Origin of the sequence: Brevundimonas sp. PAMC22021 (assembly GCF_019443405.1) — a bacterium.
GTDB lineage: Bacteria > Pseudomonadota > Alphaproteobacteria > Caulobacterales > Caulobacteraceae > Brevundimonas.
This window is the reverse complement of sequence record NZ_CP080376.1, coordinates 2,619,300-2,636,747: the sequence shown is the minus strand read 5'-3', so window position 1 is coordinate 2,636,747 and position 17,448 is coordinate 2,619,300. Positions and strand designations below refer to the sequence as shown.

Annotated in this window: 19 protein-coding genes; 9 read left to right on the top strand and 10 right to left on the bottom strand. The window is 69.8% G+C overall.

The window, feature by feature from the left end; genetic code table 11:
• The first annotated feature begins 185 nt into the window (after positions 1-185).
• Genes KY493_RS13015 through dnaQ form a run of 5 tightly spaced genes read left to right on the top strand, consistent with a single transcriptional unit; the run spans position 186 to position 3,871 of the window.
• Positions 186-1,079, top strand: a complete 894-nt coding sequence (locus KY493_RS13015) for a pyruvate, water dikinase regulatory protein (protein WP_255567899.1) — start codon at positions 186-188, stop codon at positions 1,077-1,079.
• On the top strand, positions 1,076-1,672 hold the full coding sequence (locus KY493_RS13010; RefSeq protein WP_219896746.1) for a nucleoside triphosphate pyrophosphatase: 597 nt from the start codon (positions 1,076-1,078) through the stop codon (positions 1,670-1,672). Before KY493_RS13015 ends, KY493_RS13010 begins: the two co-directional genes overlap by 4 nt.
• Positions 1,669-2,493, top strand: coding sequence for a shikimate dehydrogenase (locus tag KY493_RS13005; RefSeq protein WP_219896745.1), 825 nt, complete (start codon positions 1,669-1,671; stop codon positions 2,491-2,493). Before KY493_RS13010 ends, KY493_RS13005 begins: the two co-directional genes overlap by 4 nt.
• Entirely contained in the window at positions 2,490-3,107 is a 618-nt protein-coding gene (coaE, locus tag KY493_RS13000; RefSeq protein ID WP_219896744.1) for a dephospho-CoA kinase, read from the top strand. The genes KY493_RS13005 and coaE overlap by 4 nt, the downstream gene beginning before the upstream one ends.
• Before the next feature lie 38 nt (positions 3,108-3,145).
• Positions 3,146-3,871: a DNA polymerase III subunit epsilon gene (dnaQ, locus tag KY493_RS12995; protein WP_219896743.1), complete on the top strand. Its 726-nt coding sequence runs from the start codon at positions 3,146-3,148 to the stop codon at positions 3,869-3,871.
• A gap of 165 nt (positions 3,872-4,036) precedes the next feature.
• On the opposite strand, the gene secB is transcribed toward dnaQ, so the two are convergent.
• The gene (gene secB / locus KY493_RS12990; protein ID WP_219896742.1) at positions 4,037-4,561 is read right to left on the bottom strand and encodes a protein-export chaperone SecB; all 525 of its coding nucleotides are present in this window, start codon (positions 4,559-4,561) and stop codon (positions 4,037-4,039) included.
• A gap of 183 nt (positions 4,562-4,744) precedes the next feature.
• On the opposite strand from secB, the gene timA reads away from it, so the two are divergent.
• Together timA and KY493_RS12980 are read left to right on the top strand one after the other, a co-directional pair.
• Positions 4,745-5,395, top strand: a complete 651-nt coding sequence (gene timA / locus KY493_RS12985; protein WP_219896741.1) for a TIM44-related membrane protein TimA — start codon at positions 4,745-4,747, stop codon at positions 5,393-5,395.
• Between the two features lie 68 nt (positions 5,396-5,463).
• Positions 5,464-6,540, top strand: a complete 1,077-nt coding sequence (locus KY493_RS12980; protein ID WP_219898568.1) for an MltA domain-containing protein — start codon at positions 5,464-5,466, stop codon at positions 6,538-6,540.
• Between the two features lie 66 nt (positions 6,541-6,606).
• Here KY493_RS12980 and KY493_RS12975 read toward each other — a convergent pair whose 3' ends face one another.
• Positions 6,607-7,020, bottom strand: coding sequence for a metallopeptidase family protein (locus KY493_RS12975; RefSeq protein ID WP_219896740.1), 414 nt, complete (start codon positions 7,018-7,020; stop codon positions 6,607-6,609).
• 148 nt (positions 7,021-7,168) lie between these two features.
• Between KY493_RS12975 and KY493_RS12970 the strand changes: the two genes are divergently transcribed.
• Positions 7,169-9,514: an ATP-binding protein gene (locus KY493_RS12970; RefSeq protein ID WP_219896739.1), complete on the top strand. Its 2,346-nt coding sequence runs from the start codon at positions 7,169-7,171 to the stop codon at positions 9,512-9,514.
• On the opposite strand, the gene KY493_RS12965 is transcribed toward KY493_RS12970, so the two are convergent.
• Positions 9,515-10,204, bottom strand: a complete 690-nt coding sequence (locus tag KY493_RS12965) for a TMEM175 family protein (protein ID WP_219896738.1) — start codon at positions 10,202-10,204, stop codon at positions 9,515-9,517. It lies immediately after the preceding gene.
• Positions 10,205-10,241: 37 nt separating this feature from the next.
• Positions 10,242-11,486 (bottom strand): TIGR03862 family flavoprotein, encoded by a 1,245-nt coding sequence (locus KY493_RS12960; RefSeq protein WP_219896737.1) that lies wholly within the window; start codon positions 11,484-11,486, stop codon positions 10,242-10,244.
• 66 nt (positions 11,487-11,552) lie between these two features.
• Here KY493_RS12960 and greA point away from each other — a divergent pair, with 66 nt between their 5' ends.
• Positions 11,553-12,032 carry a transcription elongation factor GreA gene (gene greA / locus KY493_RS12955; protein WP_219896736.1) on the top strand — a complete coding sequence of 160 codons (480 nt, stop codon included), beginning with the start codon at positions 11,553-11,555 and terminating at the stop codon, positions 12,030-12,032.
• Between the two features lie 6 nt (positions 12,033-12,038).
• On the opposite strand, the gene KY493_RS12950 is transcribed toward greA, so the two are convergent.
• The 6 genes from KY493_RS12950 to miaB all read right to left on the bottom strand — a co-directional run bounded on the left by KY493_RS12950 (position 12,039) and on the right by miaB (position 17,430).
• Complete coding sequence (locus KY493_RS12950; RefSeq protein WP_219896735.1) at positions 12,039-12,464, bottom strand: helix-turn-helix domain-containing protein; 426 nt, start codon at positions 12,462-12,464, stop codon at positions 12,039-12,041.
• 74 nt (positions 12,465-12,538) lie between these two features.
• Positions 12,539-12,922: a helix-turn-helix domain-containing protein gene (locus KY493_RS12945; protein WP_219896734.1), complete on the bottom strand. Its 384-nt coding sequence runs from the start codon at positions 12,920-12,922 to the stop codon at positions 12,539-12,541.
• A 71-nt stretch (positions 12,923-12,993) separates the two neighbouring features.
• Positions 12,994-14,571 carry an apolipoprotein N-acyltransferase gene (lnt, locus tag KY493_RS12940; RefSeq protein WP_370627384.1) on the bottom strand — a complete coding sequence of 526 codons (1,578 nt, stop codon included), beginning with the start codon at positions 14,569-14,571 and terminating at the stop codon, positions 12,994-12,996.
• A gap of 16 nt (positions 14,572-14,587) precedes the next feature.
• Complete coding sequence (ybeY, locus tag KY493_RS12935) at positions 14,588-15,037, bottom strand: rRNA maturation RNase YbeY (protein WP_219898567.1); 450 nt, start codon at positions 15,035-15,037, stop codon at positions 14,588-14,590.
• Positions 15,037-16,020 carry a PhoH family protein gene (locus KY493_RS12930; RefSeq protein WP_219896732.1) on the bottom strand — a complete coding sequence of 328 codons (984 nt, stop codon included), beginning with the start codon at positions 16,018-16,020 and terminating at the stop codon, positions 15,037-15,039. The genes ybeY and KY493_RS12930 overlap by 1 nt, the downstream gene beginning before the upstream one ends.
• Entirely contained in the window at positions 16,021-17,430 is a 1,410-nt protein-coding gene (gene miaB, locus KY493_RS12925) for a tRNA (N6-isopentenyl adenosine(37)-C2)-methylthiotransferase MiaB (RefSeq protein ID WP_219896731.1), read from the bottom strand.
• Positions 17,431-17,448: the final 18 nt, after the last annotated feature.

The following is a 17,448-nucleotide window of genomic DNA, read 5'->3' as shown; positions in this document are numbered from 1 at the left end:
GAAAATCCACAGGTACGATCGATCCGGCTGTCCCGCGCTGGATAGTTTGACCGCGCGGGATCGGAGTCATCCTCACGGTCCCCCGCTCGCTCTAGCTCGCGGCCGGCGCTATAGGATGCGGACGGAAATTCGAGCTCGGGCGCCCACCGGATGTCCACAGTCGATCAAGCCAGATGAGGCCCGCCATGAGCCCAGTTACAAGTCCCGGCAGAGGTCCCGGCAGAACGGCGGCGCCGCTTCGGCTGGCCACCTATTTCCACGTCCACCTTGTGTCGGACTCGACCGGCGAGACGCTGAACGCCATGGCCAAGGCGGTCACGGCCCGCTTCGACGGGGTTATTCCGATCGAGCACATCTACGCCCTGGTTCGTTCGTCCAAGCAGCTGGATCGGGTGCTGGAAGAGATCGAGACCGCGCCGGGCGTGGTTCTCCACACCCTGGTGGACCGCGATCTGCGCGAGCAGCTGGAGGAAGGCTGCAGGCGTCTGGACATGCCCCAGATCGGCGCGCTCGATCCGCTGGTCGGCGCCCTGTCGCGGTATCTGGGAGCCTCGCTGTCAAAGCGGGTCGGGGCCCAGCACGCGCTGGACCACGACTATTTCAACCGCATCGCGGCGCTGGATTTCGCCATGGCCTATGACGACGGCCAGGGCACGTCCGAACAGCTGGAGGGCGCGGACGTGGTGCTGTGCGGGGTCAGCCGCACCTCCAAGACGCCGACCTGCATCTATCTGGCGCACCGCGGCATCCGGGCCGCCAATGTGCCGCTGGTGCCGGGCCAGGAGGACGGCGAGCGGCTGACGGGTTTGAAGAACCCGCTGGTCATCGGTCTGACGGTCTCGCCCGATCGCCTGGTGCAGATCCGCCGAAACCGCATCGACAACCTGAACGCCAACCAGGGCTCGACCTATACCGACCAGGACGCCGTACGCGACGAGACCATCAAGGCGCGCCGCGCCTTTGAGCGACGCGGCTGGCCGACCATCGACGTGACCCGCCGCTCGGTCGAGGAAACCGCCGCCGCCATCGTCAACCTGCTGAACGAGCGTCGCACCCAGCGCGTGGGCGCCAGCTGGTGAGCGCCCCCGAGCTGATCCTGGCGTCGGGCAGCGCCGCCCGGCGCGAGATGCTGCAGGGCGCGGGCGTCCTGTTCCGCGTCGAGGTCGCGCCGGTCGATGAGGCGGCGCTCAAGGCCGAACTCGGCGTGATCGACGCCGCCGCTCTCGCCGTGGAGTTGGCAAAGGCCAAGGCGGTGGCGGTGTCGCGTCTGCAACCGGACGCCTGGGTGCTGGGCGGCGACCAGACGCTGGCCTTCGACGGCGGCCTGGTCTCCAAGGCCCGGTCGCTTGAAGAGGCGAAAGCGCGATTGTCGGCCATGCGCGGTCGCTCGCATGCGCTCCATTCGGGCGCGGCGCTGGCGCGCGGCGGCGAGGTGGTCTGGTCGGGCGTCGAGACCGCGACCATGCAGGTGCGGCCGTTCTCCGACGCCTTCCTGGGCGCCTACCTCCAGGCCGAGGGCAAGGCGCTGCTGTCCTGCGTCGGCGCCTATCGGCTGGAGGGGCTGGGCGCCCAGCTGTTCGAGCGGATCGACGGCGACTATTTCACCGTGCTGGGCCTGCCTCTGTGGGCGGTGCTGAAACAGCTTCGCCACGTCGGAGCGTTGCCGGCATGAGGGCGCGCATCACGGGCGGGGCCGTCGTCCTGGGCATCGTCGGGAGGCCGGTCGCTCATTCCCTCAGCCCGGTGATCCACAACGCCTGGATCGAGGCGGCGGGGCTGGATGCGGCCTATGTACCTTTTTCTCCTATGGACGAGGCGGGATTCCAGACGCTGGTCGCCGCCGGTCGCGCCGGCATGATCCGGGCGCTGAACGTCACCGCCCCTTTCAAGGAACAGGCGTTCGCCCATGCGGACGAGGCCAGCGAGGCGGCGCGCCTGACGGGATCGGCCAACATCCTGCTGTTCGAGGACGGCCGCATCCGGGCCGACAGCTCGGATGGATTGGGGCTGTTGACGGCGTTGAAGACCCAGGCGCCGAAGCTGATGCTGGACGGCGCGCGCGTCGCGCTGCTGGGCGCGGGCGGCGCGGCGCGGGCGGGCGCGGGCGCGCTGGTCCAGGCGGGCGCGGAGGTGCGCATCGTCAACCGAACACACGAGCGGGCCTCGGCGCTTGCCGCCGATCTGGGGCACGGAGTGGAGGCGGCCGGAGACGAGGCGCTGGACGACGCCGACCTGGTGATCAACGCCCTCAGCGTTCAGCCGGAGTTTGACCTCGCCCGCCTGCGCGCCGACGCGGTGGTGATGGACATGACCTATCGGCCGGTCGTCACGCCCTTTCTGCAGGCGGCGCGCGCCCGCGGCCTTGTCGTCGTGGACGGACTGGCCATGCTGATCGGCCAGGCGGCGCCGCTGTTCGAAGGCGCCTTCGGTCAGGCGCCGCCGCCGCTCGACCTCCGCGCGCTGCTGATCCGCCATCTGGAGACGGCCGCGTGATCGTGCTGGGGCTGACCGGATCGATCGGCATGGGCAAGTCGACCACGGCGGCAATGTTCGCAGAGTTCGGCGCCCTGATCTGGAACGCCGATGCGGCCGTGCACGCCCTCTATGCACCGGGCGGCGCGGCGGTCGGCCCGATCGCGGACGCCTTTCCTGGCGTCGTCATCGATGGCGCGGTCGATCGTGCGCGCCTGGCCGAGGCGCTGGGACGCGACGAGACCGCCTTCCGGCGGCTGGAGACGATCGTGCACCCGCTGGTGCTGCAGGGGCGATCGGCCGATCTGGAGGCGGCGGAACGCGCCGGCGTGCGCCTAGCGGTTCTGGACATCCCCCTGCTGTTCGAGACCGGCGTCTACGCCGCCGTGGACGCGGTGGTGGTGGTCACCACGCGCGCCGAGGTGCAGGCCGCCCGCGTTCTGGCCCGTCCAGGCATGACCCGCGAGCGGCTGGACGCCATCCTCGCCCGCCAGACGCCGGACGCCGAGAAACGCGCGCGGGCCGACTTCGTCATCGAGACGGGCGAGGGGATGGAGGCGGCGCGAGATCAGGTGCGGGCTGTGGTCGCTACGGTGCTCAATCCGCTGTGGACATCACCTCGGCGCCGCCCGTGACTCTTTCGCAAAGGTGCGAACACGCCCATTAAGAAGCCATGGCGCGCGAGATCGTTCTGGATACCGAAACCACCGGCTTCGACCCGAAGACGGGCGACCGGCTGATCGAGGTCGGCTGCATCGAGATTGAGGACCTGTTGCCGACCGGCCGGACCTTTCACCGCTTCGTCAATCCAGAGCGGCTGATCCCGCCCGATGCGATCAAGGTCCACGGCATCACAGACGACAAGGTCCGCGACGCGCCCAAGTTCCACGAGGTCGTCCACGACCTGATGGACTTCATCGGCGACGCCCAGATCATCGCCCATAACGCCGCCTTTGACCGCAACTTCATTGACCACGAATGCGGCCGTTGCGGTCACCCGATCACGGGCGAGGCGCGCTGGATCGACACGCTGCAACTGGCGCAGAAGCGGTTCCCCGGCATGGCCAACTCGTTGGACGCCCTGTGCAAGCGCTTCAAGATTTCGCTGGTCGAACGCAGCCTGCACGGCGCGCTGATCGACGCGCGCCTGCTGGCCGAGGTCTATCTCGAGCTGCGCGGCGGCAAGGAGCGGGTGCTGGACCTGTCGGGCGCGCGCGCGGGCGGCGCCTCAGCGGCAGTCGCCGCCACAGCCTATCCGCCACGACCCCGGCCGCTGGCGCCCCTGTCGACGCCTGCCGAACGCGCCGCTCATGTCGAGTTCCTGCGATCGGTGTTGAGCGACCACTCGCTGTGGTCGGCTCAGGGCGTTCAGGTCGTTCAGGAAGACGCGGCGGCGTGACCTTTCCCTCCCCGTCCGGGGAGGGTGGCCGCGCAGCGGTCGGGTGGGGGCGGCAAGGTGATCCATCGCTACAAGCGAAGAGAAGGGCGGCTTGTCGCCGAGCCGCCCCCACCCCGTCGCTAGCGCGACGACCCTCCCCCGAGGGGGAGGGAGATCTTTAGATGCTTACGCCATCCCGGCTTCGGTCGGACCCTGGGCGATCTGCTGCTGGCGGGCGATATAGATCGCGGCGAAGTCGATCGGGTCCAGCATGAAGGGCGGATAGAAGCCGCCGTCCGACGTGGCGCCCGAGATGATCTCGCGGGCGAACGGGAACAGGTAGCGCGGACATTCGATCAGCAGCAGCGGCTCGATGTCGCGCTCCTGCACATTGGCCAGCTGGAACAAGCCGCCATAGACCAGTTCCACGTGGAACACCGGCTGGTTCTCGTGCGTCGCCTTGACCGACAGCTTCAGGTCCAGTTCGAACAGGCCGTCGGGACGGCCTTGCGCCGCCATCTCGACGCCCAGGTCGATCGCGGGCTTGCCGTCGATGCGCAGCGATTCCGGCGCGCGCGGGTTCTCGAACGAGAAGTCGCGCACATACTGGGCCAGGATGCGGAAGCCGGGGCCGGCGGGCTGGCCTTGCAGGGCCTGATCTTGCGGCTGGTCGCCTTGCGGCAGGTCGGCGGGCGGGGCGGCGTCGGTCATGGATAGGGCCGTGGATTTAAGCGCCCGAAGGCGGAATGAAGGCCGGGCGACTACCATGGCGGGACGCTTGGCCGCAACGTCGCGTGCGGTCCGAAGGGAGCGGATCGCCTTGCTCTGCCCTATATGTGTGCCTAAGCGTGTAACGGCCGGCGGAGTCCGGCCTCCCAAGACAGGACAGACGCCTTGCCGGTTTCGTTCCAGATCGTGATCTTCGCCCTGATCGCAGCCTTTGTGCTGTTCCAGCTCTACAATGTGCTGGGCAAGCGCGTCGGTCGCCAGCCCGAGGACAACAAGGCTCGCACGCCCCTGCCCTCCCCGGCTGGACCGGACCAACCGGCGGTTCCAAAGACCCCCGGAGTGGACGCGGCGACGCTGGCCGCCATCGCCGGCCTGAAGGCGCGCGATCCCGGCTTTGATCCGGCCCGCTTCCTGGAGGGCGCGCGCCAGGCCTATGAGACCATCGTGCGGGCCTACGCCTCTGGTGATCGCACGACGCTGAAGCCGCTGCTCGCGCCCGCCGTGATGAACTCGTTCGAGGCCGGCATCGCCGCGCGCGAAACCCGGGGCGAGACCGAACAGGTCGAGTTCCTTTATCCGCCCCGCGCCGACCTGGAGAGCGGCACGGTGGAGGGTGACCGCGCCGTGACCAAGGTGCGCTTCCTGGCCGAGCTGCGCAGCAAGGTGGTCAATGCGGCCGGTCAGTCGGCCGACCAGCTCACCGGCGAGCCGACCACGGAAGAACGCCGCACCGCCGAACACTGGACGTTCGAGCGGACGCTGGGCGCCTCCGATCCCAACTGGGTGCTGGCCCGCGTCGAGGCGGCCTCGGCCTGATGAGCCACGTCGTGGCGGCGCGGGGACGCCAGGGGCGGGTGAGTTCCCGCGTCCTGATCGGCGCATCCATGGGCGTGATCGGCTTGTGGCTGGCCGCCTGTTCGACCGCCGCCCCGCCTGCGCCGACGCGGCCGGCCTATCCCGCTCCCACGACGCCTACGCCGCCTCTGCCGGTTTCGCCCCAGCCGGGACCGGGGGTCAGCCCCGCCGCCCTGCCCGGCTGGGCGGAGGAGGATCACCTAGGCGCCTTCAACGCCTATCTTCGCGGCTGCGGCGTCTCGCGCGAGACGGCCGCGCGCCGACTGTGCGAACGCGCCAAGGGGCTCGCCGCGAGCCGCGTGACGCCCAGCGACGCGCGCGCGTTTCTGGAAGCCAGCTTCACGGCGATCGAGGCCGATCCGTCGCCGGACCGTCCCAGCCTGCTGACCGCCTATTTCGCGCCCGAGTATCCGGCCCGCCGGCGACCCGATCCGGAGTTCTCGGCCCCCGTCCTTCCCGTCCCCGCCAGTCCCAAGAGCGCCGGTGATCGTTCGGCGATCGAGGGCGGCGCGCGCGCGGACCGGGCGCTGGCCTGGATGCGGGCCGAGGACCTGTTTTTCATGCAGATCCAGGGCTCGGGCTATCTGACGTTCGAGGACGGCGGGCGAATGCGCGCCGCCTATGCGGCCGACAACGGCAAGCCTTTCGTGGGCATCGCGCGGCCGATGGCGCAGCAAGGCCTGCTGCCGGCGAACGGAACCTCGGGAGAGGCCATCAGCCGTTGGCTGGCGGACCATCGCGGTACAGAGGCGCAAAGGGTCATGGCGCTGAACCCGCGCTACATCTTCTTCAGGACCGATCCGGACGACGGCGGCGATCCGGCGGGCGCGGCCGGCGTGCCGCTGCCGGCGCGGCGCGCCATCGCGATCGATCCGGCCAGTTGGCGCTATGGCGATCTCGCCTGGGTCGAGGCGGACGGCGGAAACCTTCGCGGCGCGCGCTCCAGCTATCGCGGGCTGGTGATGGCGCTGGACACCGGCTCGGCCATTCGCGGCCCCGTTCGCGCCGACCTCTACATGGGTCGGGGCCAGGCCGCCGGCGCCGAGGCCGGTTCGGTGCGGCATCCCTTGCGCATCTGGCGGCTGGTTCCGCGCTTGACGCCTTGATCATAGCCTGCCGCTGCGTTCGGTCGCGCTGATTGCGTGAAGCGGCTCGATCGACCTCGCGCCCGTTCAGTCAGCGTTCGCCTCGATCGCGTCGATGTCGTCGTCCGACAGGCCGAAGTGGTGGCCGATCTCATGGATCAGCACATGCGCGATCAGGTCGGACAGGGTCACGTCGCCCCGTTCGCACCATTCGTCCAGGATCGGTCGGCGATACAGAAACACGCGCGACGGCTCGGCGGCGGGACCCAGCCCGTCTCGCTGGCCGATGTCCACCCCGTGGTAAAGGCCGGTCAGCTCGAACGCGTCTTCGATGCCCAGGTCGCTCAGCGTCGTCTCGTCGGCGAAGTCGTCGATGCGGAACACCACCTCGCCCGCCGCCCTGCGGAACGGCTCGGGCAGGGCGTCAAAAGCCTCTCGCGCGAGGCGGGCGAAGTCGTCGAGCGACGGGGCGACCTGATCGAGCGGGGCATGGGCGTTCATGTCTCGGGATGTATGACCATTGCGCGCCTCGTCACAAGACGGCCGAACGCCGCCGCTGATCCGTCTGCGGACGCATCGCTTTTCACCGGTCCGGGGTATGGTAAACGCCGAATCGGGCGGACGTCGCCCACGGAGACATCATACGTCCATGGCCGAGGCCGACATCGCCTATGTCGCAACCGCGGGCGCGGCCGGCCTGGCCCTTGCGGTCAGCGCCTGGGCCGTGCGCCTGCGCGCGCGTCTGCAGGCTCAGGCCGCGTCGGACGCCCAGAGGCTGGAGGCCCTGCAGGCGGACCTGGCGCGCCGCAACGGCGCCCTGGCGGCGATGGACGAAATCAGCCTGTCGCTGACGCCTGACGGGGCCGCCGACGCCCTGGCCGGCCCGCCCGACGCGACCGCCGCCCTGACCGGCGACGCCTGGGCCTCGCCGGGGGCCGTGCTGGCGCTGCTGGCGCCGACCCAGGACGAGCGCATCCGCGCCCTGGTCGAAGCGGGCGAGCCGTTCGACGCCCTGATCGAGGCGCCTGGCGACGCCCGACCCTGGCGCGTGGCGGGGCGGGTCGCCGGCGGCGCCGCCTGGCTGCGCCTGTCGCCGCTGGAAAACGCCTTGCCCGGCATGGGCGGCGGCGATGCGGCCGAGAGCGGCCTGGGCGTTCTGGCCGACGCCTCGCCCGTCCCGACCTGGGTGGTGGACGCCGCCGGACGCCTGGCCTGGGCCAACCGCGCCTGGCTGAGCGAGGTGCGCGCCGCCGATCTCGCCGAGGCGCAGGAAAAGGGCCTGACATTCGATCGCGGCGCCGACGCCTTGGTGGCGGAGGCCATGCGGCTGGGCGTGCGGCAGGAGGGCTTTCGCTGGACCACCGGGGGCGGTCGCCGCCGCGCCTGGCGCATCCTGGCCGAGCCGGCGGCGGGCGGCACGGGCGCGGTGCTGGCCTTTGCCCTGGACATGACCGAGGCGGAGGAGACCCGCGACACCCTGCGCCGCCACGTCGAGGCCCACGACGAGACGCTGAACCATCTGGCCGACGCCGTGGCCATCTTCGGCCCGCAGCGCCGCCTGGCCTTTCACAACACCGCCTTCCAGACCCTGTTCGACATCGATCCCGCCTGGCTGGACGAGCGGCCGACCCATGCCGAACTGCTCGACCGCCTACGCCAGCGTCGTCAGCTGCCCGAAGTCGTCGATTACGCCGGCTGGAAGGCGCGCGAGCTCGAGTTCTACGAAGCGTCGGAGGCCGCGCCGGACGACAGCTGGTCCCTACCCGACGGCCGCACCCTGCGCGTGGTGCGCCAGCCGCACCCGCTGGGGGGCGTCCTGCTGCTGTTCTCGGACATCACCGACGAGCTGAAGCTGCGCAGCCGCTTCAACGCTCAGCTGCAGGTCCAGACCGCCACGCTGGACAAGCTGAACGACGCGGTGGCCGTGTTCGGCTCGGATGGACGATTGCGCCTGCACAACGAGGCGTTCGAGAGCTTCTGGAGCCTGTCGGGCGAGCGGCTGGCGCAGGCGCGCGACTTCGACGCCATCGCCGAGTTGTGCAAGGCGGTGCTGCCTGATCCCGCCCTGTGGCTGGGGCTGAAGGCGCGCGTGGCCGATCCCGATCCCGAAAGCCGCGTCGCCATCTCGGGCGAGAGCCGCACCGCCGACGGCCGCATGGCCGCATGGCAGACCCGGCCGCTGCCGGACGGCGCCACCCTGGTGGCCTTCTCGGACGTCACCGCGCGCCGCAAGCTCGAAAAGGCGCTCGCCGAACGCGAGGCCGCCTTGGCCGAAAGCCAGGCGCTGAAGCGCGAGTTCGTGGGCAGCGTCTCCTATGAACTGCGCACGCCGCTGACTACCATTGTCGGCTATTCCGAGCTGCTGGAGACGCTGGGCGATCTGCCCGAGCGCAGCCGTCAGCACGCCGGCGCCATCCGCGTCGCGGCCAGCCACCTGGCCCGTTCCATCGACGACGTGCTGGACATGGCCCAGATCGACGCCGGCGAGATGGAGCTGTCCTTGGGCGACCTGCGCGTCTGCGACCTGCTGGATGAAGCGGCCGACAAGGTGCGCGCTCGGGTGAAGGGGCGTGGCGCGATCCTGACCGTCTCGTGCCCCGACGGGCTGGGCCCGATCCGCGCCGATGCGGGGCGCATCGGACAGGCGCTGGATCATCTGCTGGACAACGCCGCGCGCGCGGTTGGAGAAGGCGGGGCGGTGTCGCTCAGCGCCGAGCGCGGTCCGTCGGAGGTGCGCATCCGCATCGCCGACACCGGGCGCGGCATCCCCTATCACATGCAGGCCCACGTCTTTGATCGCTTCGTGCGACGCGAGCGCGGCGGGCCGGGCGTCGGCCTGGCCCTGGTCAAGGCGCTGGTCGAGCTGCACGGCGGCTGGGCCGAGGTCGAAAGCGAGCCGGGCAAGGGCGCGACTTTTATTCTGCACCTGCCCCTGCGCGCCGATCCGGTGAACGCTCCGCCGGAGCTGGTGCTGGAGGAGGACGGCGCGGTCTGATCAGCGCTCGTCCGCTTCCTGGATGTCGTCCTCCGGCGCCTGACCCGGCTGGTACAGCGGCTTCATCGGCGGCAGCAGATAGCTGGCGATCAGCAAGGCGTCGAGCCCCATGCCGACGCGCCAGAAGCCGGCCTGGGTGATCAGCGCGGCCGCCACAAAGGCCACGGCGGCGGCGGCGTGTTTCAGCGTGGCGCGCCGCACATAGGCGGACGTCAGAGTCGGATCGAGCAGGCCGGCGCGGACGCCGTACAACCACCGCACCAGCCAGGCGATCGATGGGCCAGCCAGTGTCCAGCTGTAGACCGATGACGCCAGCTGCACATTGTCCGGATCGTCGATGTGCAGAAAGAACGGCGTGTTCGGCACCGCCGTCACGCTGACCGAGACCAGGAACACCAGGGTCAGCAGGTTGAAGCCGTGGTCGGTCTTTCGGTAGATCTTGCCGCTGAAGTGCGAATGCGCCCAGTAGACGCCGATCACCACGAAGCTTGAAACATAGGAAAAGTAGATCGGGATCGTTTCCCGATAGGCTTCGGTCAGCGGTCCCCCGTCGGGGATCGGGTCGAGCAGCAGCTCGGTCAGCGGCAGGGTCATGGCGATCGCCAGCACCGCGTCGCTGAACGCCTCCAGCCGAAAGGTCTTGCGGTCGGTGGTCGACTCTTCGGCGACCTGCGGGGCGGTTTGGGGCATGGGGTTTCCGACCTTCGCAAGGGGAAGCGTCGAAAGATCAGGCGGTTCCTCCCGCCCGATCATCCGCCGACAAGCCCAGCCACGACAGCACGCCCGCCGCCGCCGCAGCGCCCGAGGCGAAACTGGCCTGAAGCAGATAGCCGCCGGTCGGCGCCTCCCAATCCAGCATCTCGCCGGCGACGAACACGCCGGGCCGCGCCTTCAGCATCAGGCCGGCGTTCGTCTGGTCCATACGCACGCCGCCGGCCGAGGAGATGGCGCGGTCCAGTCCCTGCATGGCGATGAGCCGCAGCGGCGTCGCCTTGATCCGTTCGGCCAACGTCGGACCTTGCACCGGCAGCTCGCCGGCCTCGCGCATCAGGCCGACGGCCAGCGGCTCCAGCCCCGCGGCCTTGCGCAGATGGTTCGACAGGCTGGCCTTGCCGCGTGGCCGCTCCAGCCGATCGATCAGCCGTTCAAGACTGAGATCAGGCTTCAGATCAATGCTCAGCACCGCCTGCCCGTCCGCATCGATCGCCTCACGCAAGACTGCAGACAGCGCATAGACCGCTCCGCCCTCTACGCCATAGGCGGAGATCATCGCCTCGCCTCGGATGGTGCGCCCGCCGAAAGAAAAGGCGGCCTTCAGCGGCTGGCCGGCGAAGCGCGTCCTGAACGCCTCGGACCAAGCGATGTTGAAGCCGGCGTTGGCGGACCGGAACGGCGCGACAGCCACGCCCGCGCCTTCCAGCCACGGCCGCCAGGCCCCGTCCGAGCCCAGGCGCGGCCAGCTGGCGCCGCCCAAGGCCAGCACCACGGCGTCGGGCCGCTCCAACCGCTCTCCGTCCGGCGTCTCCAGCACCAGCGCCCCGTCGCGCCACCCGACCCAGCGCGAGCGCGTGCGCACCTCGACCCCCAGCGCCTCCAACCGTTCCAGCCAGGCTCGCAGCAGGGGCGAGGCCTTCATGGCGCGGGGAAACACCCGCCCGCTGGAGCCCACGAACGTCGGCTGGCCCAGCCCTTCGGCCCAGCCGATCAGGTCCTCCGGCGAGAAAGCCTCGATCCATCTGCCGACGCTCGCCCGCTCGCCGCCATAGCGCGGGAGGAACGCGTCCAGCGGCTCCGAATGCGTCAGGTTCAGCCCGCCGCGTCCGGCCATCAGGAATCTGCGCGCCACGGACGGCATCCGCTCGTGCACCGTCACCCGCACGCCGGCGCCCGCCAGACGCTCGGCCGCCATCAGCCCGGCGGGGCCGGCGCCGATCACGGCGACGTGGCGGACAGGAAAAGGCGCATCGGTCATTCGCCCAGCCTTTGCCCTGCTGCGCCCGCGCTGGCCATAGGCGGTGTCTCTCGCCATATGACGTGAATGAGCGTCGCCTTTACTCGCGAAGAAGATCTGGAAGCCACCGCCGCCGACCTGCCGGACCGGCCGATCTCGCCGCATCCGAACCTCGTCACGCCCGAGGGCCTGCAGCAGATCGAAGCGGCCTTGTCCGAGGCGCGCGCCGCCTATGCCGCAGCTCACGCCAAAGGGTCCATCGAGACCGACCGCACCGCCATGGCGCGGGCGACGCGCGACCTGCGCTACTGGTCGGCGCGGCGCGGCACGGCGCAGTTGGTGGAGACCGGGAACAGCGGAGGCGCCGCCCGCTTCGGCTCGCGCGTGTCGATCCTGCGCGAGGACGGTCGCGCCCAGGCCTGGCGCATCGTCGGCGAGGACGAGGCCGATCCAGAACACGGCACCGTCAGCCACGTGTCGCCTTTGGCGCGCGCGCTGCTGGGCAAGCGGGTCGGGGATGAAGCCGTTGTTGCGGGCCAGGCGGTGGAGATCACCGCCGTCAACTGAAGCCGATCAGTCCTGATCGGCTTCGGCCGAAGCGACGCCCGCCATTTCGCGGATCATCTCCAGAACCAGCTTCTGCTTGCGCACCGGCAATTGCGGGGTCAGGCGCGCGATCTCGATGGTGTGGCGGGTGGCGGGGAAGTCGTGGTCGAAGCCGGCGGCCCGACCCTCGCCCTCATCCTCGGCCATGCCGGGATTCAGGCCCTCGTAGAAATAGCCGGGCTGAACGCCGAAGAAGCGCGCGATGTCCCACAGCTTGGACGCCGAAATCCGGTTCGTGCCCTTTTCGTATTTCTGCACCTGCTGAAAGGTCAGGCCCAGGGCGCGACCCAGGTCGCTCTGGTTGTAGCCCAGGCTGATCCGCTTTTCGCACACCCTGCGGCCCACATGGCGGTCTACCGGGTGGGGACCATCTTCGCCTGTGCCTCTGGCCATTCTCGCCTCGTTCATCTCGCGCGTTGGCGCGCCTTATCAGCTTTGCTTTATACGGTCACGCTTGTCTGGCGGTTTCATGGCCGTTTCAACTTTCGCGTGCCCATGCCGCGAATCGCCGCGAGCGCCAACCTCTGCTCGAACGGCGACAGCTGGGCGGCGGCCTCCATAATGGCGCACAGTTCGGGGGTGGCGGCGGTCTCGGTCTCGAAGCGGGCGCCGGCCTCCCTCACGCCGGGTTCAGCCAGGGCGGCCTGGGGGCCGACCGAGGACGGCAGGCCGCCGAACACCTCGTGCACATCCACGCCATAGATGTTGCAGAACTGCCAGAGCCGTGCGGCCGGGACGCGCTCGCCGCCTTCGTGGTGCTGGATGCGGCTTTCGGAGACCTGCAGCGCCTCGGCCACCGCTTGGCGCGACAGGCCCATGGCCTCGCGCAGCTCACGCAGGCGCGCTCCCATCGCCAGGTCGATGTGGCGAGTGGCGCCTTCGTCCTTTTCCCTCTCGCCCCCGCGCGCATTTGCCTCGCCGCCTACCAGCGCAGCCTCCCGCGTCGCGCCGGCCGGCCGCCGGCGACCCCGGCGGCGATCAGCATCAGCCAGAACAGACCATCGCCCCAGCGGCCGAACGGGGTGACGCCGGTCGGCGCCGGCAGCGCGGCGTCGATCACGCCCATGACGCCGGGCTCCAGCCTTTGGCCATCGACGATCCGGCCCCACGAATCGATCATGGCGGAGACGCCCGTGGGCGTCGCCCGCACGATGGGCAGGCCCGTCTCGATCGCGCGGTAGCTGGCGAGATTCAGATGCTGGCGCGGACCCGACGTCTTGCCGAACCAGGCGTCGTTGGAGGCGTTGACGATCCACTGCGGACGATCCGCCGCGCCCGGCGTAAAGCCCGGATACAGGCTCTCGTAACAGATCAGCGGCTGCACGCGCGGGGCGTTCGGCAGGTCGATGGGCGCAGGGACTGGCCCGGCGCTGAAGTCCGACGGCACGTGCACCAGGCTGCGCACGCCCAGCGTGCTCATCAGCCCGCCCAGCGGCAGATACTCGCCGAACGGCACCAGCCGGTGCTTGTCGTAGACGGACGCGATCCGCAGCCCCGCGCCTTCGTCATGCAAGGCGAACAGGCTGTTGTAGTAACGTGCGCCGTCCGCCGCATCGGCCGCCGCTTCGCCGCGCGACAGGCCCATCAGCAGGGTCTGGCCGGGCCTTAGCGCCTCTGCCAGCGCCTGTCCGTCGGTGGATGCGAAGACGTCGTTGGCCGTGGCCGGCAGCGCGCCTTCGGGCCACACCACCACATCGGGCAGGCGTGATCCGGGCTGGGATGTCAGGGCCAGATAACGATCGACAATGGAGCGATAGCTTTCCGGCGACCATTTGGATTCCTGCTCCACGTCGGCCTGGACGATGCGGACGGTCGTGTCGGTCAGCCTCAGGTTCGACTGCGCCAGCCGCGCGGAGCCCCCGGCGAACAGGGCCATCAGCACCGCCACGCCCGCGCCCGCCGCGATCCATCGGTCGCGCCGGCCGCCCGGCCCGATCAGGGGCGCAAAGGCGCAAACGGCCAGGACCGTCAGCAGGCTCAACCCATAGACCCCGGCGACCGAGGCGAACTGCGACACCGCGCCGCCTGCGCGCCAACTGGCCCCCGCCGGGTTCCAGGGAAAACCGGTGAGGATGTTGCCGCGCAGCCATTCGAACAGACAGAACAGGGCGGCGAACAGCAGCGCCCGTCGCGTGTCGAGCGGCGCAAATCGGCGATACAACACACAGGCGCATCCCCAGAACAGGCCCAGGCCGGCTGGAAGCAGGCTGGCCGCGAACGGGGCCATCCAGGCCTGTTCGGGATTGACGAAAAAGGCCTCCGCCACCCACCAGCAGCCGATGAAGAAGTAGGCGAAGCCCGCCAGCCACCCCATCCAGAAGGCGCCGCGCGGCCGATCCGACCGCTCGCTCAGGATCATCAGCAGCGGATAGCCGAGCAGGCCCGGCAGCACGCCGAACGGCGGATGCGCCAGCGCCGCGCCCGCGCCGGCCAGCAGCGCCAGCGCGATCCGGACCCAGCGCAGGAACGGCTTGCGTCGCGCCTCGGGCCAAGCCCTCACCTTGGCCTGCACCGCCTCAAACGGCATGGTCGTTCCGGTACGGATCGAGGACGCCGAGATCGGCAAGAATGGCGCGCTCCTCGCCTTCCATCTCTTCGGCCTCCAAGTCGTCCTCATGGTCGCGGCCCAGGAGGTGCAGCACGCCGTGGACCACCAAATGGGTCAGATGATCCGACAGGGTCTTGCCCTGCGTTTCCGCTTCCGCAGAGCAGACGCCGTAAGCCAGCACCACATCGCCCAGATGCGGCGCGGCGCTTTCCGCGGCCGGGAAGGACAGGACGTTGGTCGGCTTGTCCTTGTTGCGGAACCGGGCGTTCAGGTCGCGTACCGCCTGGTCGTCGCTCAGCAGCACAACGACCTCGCCCTCGGCCTTGCCCAGCGCCGCCTCTCCGGCGCGACGCACCCGCGCCTCGACGTCCGGCAAGACCTGGGTCCAGGCGTCATGCTCGACTTCGACCTCGATCATCATCCGGCGTCTTCGAGGTCCGGACCGGGGCGGCTGCGGGCGGCGTCGGCGTCATACGCCTTGACGATCCGCTCCACCATGGCGTGGCGGACCACGTCACCCGCGGCGAACTTCAGCACGCCCACGCCCTTGACCCCGTCGAGGATGCGCAGGGCGTGCGCCAGGCCGGAATCTCGCGCGTTCAACAGGTCGATCTGCGACGGGTCGCCCGTCACCACCATGCGCGCGCCCTCGCCCAACCGGGTCAGCACCATCTTCATCTGCATGCGCGAGGTGTTCTGCGCCTCGTCCACGATGATAAAGGCGTGGCTCAGCGTGCGGCCGCGCATAAAGGCGATCGGCGCGGCCTCGATCTCGCCCTTGTCGCGCCGGCGCTGCACGTCCTCAGGCCCCAGGATTTCGTTCAGGGCTTCCCAGATCGGCGCCAGATAGGGATCGACCTTTTCGTTCAGGTCGCCGGGCAGAAAGCCCAGCTTCTCGCCCGCCTCGACCGCCGGACGGGTGATGACCAGCCGATCCACCTGCCCACGCCTCAGCAGCGAAGCGCCATAGGCCGCCGCCAGAAAGGTCTTGCCGGTCCCCGCCGGGCCCACGCCGAAGCTCAGCTCGCAGCGCCCCAGCATGTCGAGATAGGCGGCCTGGGCCGGCGTCTTGGGCACGATCGCGCCGCGCTTGCCCACAGGCAGCGACACGCCGGCGAGCGCCATGCCCGCCCCCTTGCCCCCGCGAACATTCGCGAGCGCGGTGCGCACGTCCGCCTCCGTCACCTCGGCGCCCATCTCGGATCGCTTGGCCAGGTCCTCGATCACGGTGCGCGCATCCTGCCGGTCACGCGCGCCGCCGTTGATCGAAACGCCGCCGCCCGGCGCCTCGACCAGCACCTTGAAGGCGTCCTCGATCAGGGCGACGTGGCGGCTGTTCGGCCCGATCACCGCCCTCAATTCGGCGTCGTTCAGGGGCAGGAATTCGGAGTCTCTCGCCATTCAGGCTGCTTTGCTTTCTGCATTGTGGTCGGAGGCGTCCGCGATCAGCCGCCCGGTCAGGCTGTTCTGCTGGCCGCTGACGACCTCCACCGGCACGATCCGGCCGATCAGATGATCCGCCTCCTCGACGTGCACCGACTGGAGATAGGGCGAGCGGCCGATGGCCTGGGCGCCGTGGCGGCCCTTTTTCTCGAACAGCACCGGCAGCACGCGTCCGGCCTGGGACGCGTTGAAGGCGACCTGCTGTTCCAGCAACAGCGCCTGCAGCTGGTGCAGCCGCGCCTTGGCGACCTCCGGCTCGATCTGCTTGGCCATGCCGGCGGCGGGCGTGCCGGGACGGGGCGAATACATAAAGGAGAAGGCGCTGGCGTATCGCACCTGCCGCACCAGATCGAGCGTGTCCTCGAAGTCCTGGTCCGTCTCGCCAGGGAAGCCGACGATGAAGTCGCCGGACAGCGCCAGATCCGGCCGGGCCTCGCGGATGCGGGCGATCAGGTCGAAATACTTCTGGCGCCCATGCTTTCGGTTCATCAGCCGCAGGATGCGGTCCGAGCCCGACTGCACCGGCAGGTGCAGATAAGGCATAAGGGCGTCCAGATCGGCGTGCGCCGCGATCAGGTCCTCGCCCATGTCGTTGGGGTGGCTGGTGGTGTAGCGGATGCGGTCGAGGCCCGGGACCTCCGCCAGGGCATAGGCCAGCCGCGCCAGCGTCCAAGGCGTTCCGTCCGGGCCCTCGCCGTCATAGGCGTTGACGTTCTGGCCCAGCAGGGTGACCTCGCGCACGCCGCGTGCGGCCAGCGCCCTCGCCTCCTCCAGCACCTTGATGACCGGCCGCGACCATTCGGCGCCGCGCGTATAGGGCACCACGCAGAAGGTGCAGAATTTGTCGCAGCCTTCCTGCACCGTCAGGAAGGCGGTGACGCCCGTGCCGCCGCGCTCGGCCGGCAGGGCGTCGAACTTGTCGACGGGGGCGAAGTCTGCGCCGATCCGCTCGCCGCGCGCGCGGGCGGTGCGGGTCAGAAGCTCCGGCAGCTGGTGATAGGCCTGCGGGCCGACGACCAGGTCCACCGCCGGCTGGCGACGCATGATCTCCTCGCCTTCGGCCTGGGCCACGCAGCCGGCCACGGCGATGGTCATGGCGGCGCCGGACGCCTGCGCCTTGGCCTGCTTCAGCTCCTTCAGCTTGCCGAGCTCGGAGTAGACCTTCTCCGCCGCCTTTTCGCGGATGTGGCAGGTGTTCAGGATGACGAAGTCGGCGTCGTCCGGCGTGTCCGTCTCGGCATAGCCCAGCGGGCGCAGCACGTCGGCCATGCGCTCGGAGTCATAGACGTTCATCTGGCAGCCGTAGGTCTTGATGAACAGGCGCTTGGGCGCCTGCTCCGACCCGGCGGGAACGAGGGTATCGGTCATGTTTCGGCTTATGATCGC

Bases quoted from the DNA above. Each gene is read 5' to 3' on its own strand.
- KY493_RS12930 (WP_219896732.1), bottom strand. From the start codon at position 16,020: ATGGCGAGAGACTCCGAATTCCTGCCCCTGAACGACGCCGAATTGAGG.
- KY493_RS12945 (WP_219896734.1), bottom strand. From the start codon at position 12,922: ATGGGAGCGCGCCTGCGTGAGCTGCGCGAGGCCATGGGCCTGTCGCGC.
- secB (WP_219896742.1), bottom strand. From the start codon at position 4,561: ATGACCGACGCCGCCCCGCCCGCCGACCTGCCGCAAGGCGACCAGCCG.
- KY493_RS13015 (WP_255567899.1), top strand. From the start codon at position 186: ATGAGCCCAGTTACAAGTCCCGGCAGAGGTCCCGGCAGAACGGCGGCG.
- KY493_RS12965 (WP_219896738.1), bottom strand. From the start codon at position 10,204: ATGCCCCAAACCGCCCCGCAGGTCGCCGAAGAGTCGACCACCGACCGC.
- miaB (WP_219896731.1), bottom strand. From the start codon at position 17,430: ATGACCGATACCCTCGTTCCCGCCGGGTCGGAGCAGGCGCCCAAGCGC.
- KY493_RS13005 (WP_219896745.1), top strand. From the start codon at position 1,669: ATGAGGGCGCGCATCACGGGCGGGGCCGTCGTCCTGGGCATCGTCGGG.
- KY493_RS12980 (WP_219898568.1), top strand. From the start codon at position 5,464: ATGGGCGTGATCGGCTTGTGGCTGGCCGCCTGTTCGACCGCCGCCCCG.
- KY493_RS12950 (WP_219896735.1), bottom strand. From the start codon at position 12,464: ATGGCCAGAGGCACAGGCGAAGATGGTCCCCACCCGGTAGACCGCCAT.
- KY493_RS12975 (WP_219896740.1), bottom strand. From the start codon at position 7,020: ATGAACGCCCATGCCCCGCTCGATCAGGTCGCCCCGTCGCTCGACGAC.
- ybeY (WP_219898567.1), bottom strand. From the start codon at position 15,037: ATGATCGAGGTCGAAGTCGAGCATGACGCCTGGACCCAGGTCTTGCCG.
- KY493_RS12970 (WP_219896739.1), top strand. From the start codon at position 7,169: ATGGCCGAGGCCGACATCGCCTATGTCGCAACCGCGGGCGCGGCCGGC.
- dnaQ (WP_219896743.1), top strand. From the start codon at position 3,146: ATGGCGCGCGAGATCGTTCTGGATACCGAAACCACCGGCTTCGACCCG.
- KY493_RS12960 (WP_219896737.1), bottom strand. From the start codon at position 11,486: ATGACCGATGCGCCTTTTCCTGTCCGCCACGTCGCCGTGATCGGCGCC.
- greA (WP_219896736.1), top strand. From the start codon at position 11,553: ATGAGCGTCGCCTTTACTCGCGAAGAAGATCTGGAAGCCACCGCCGCC.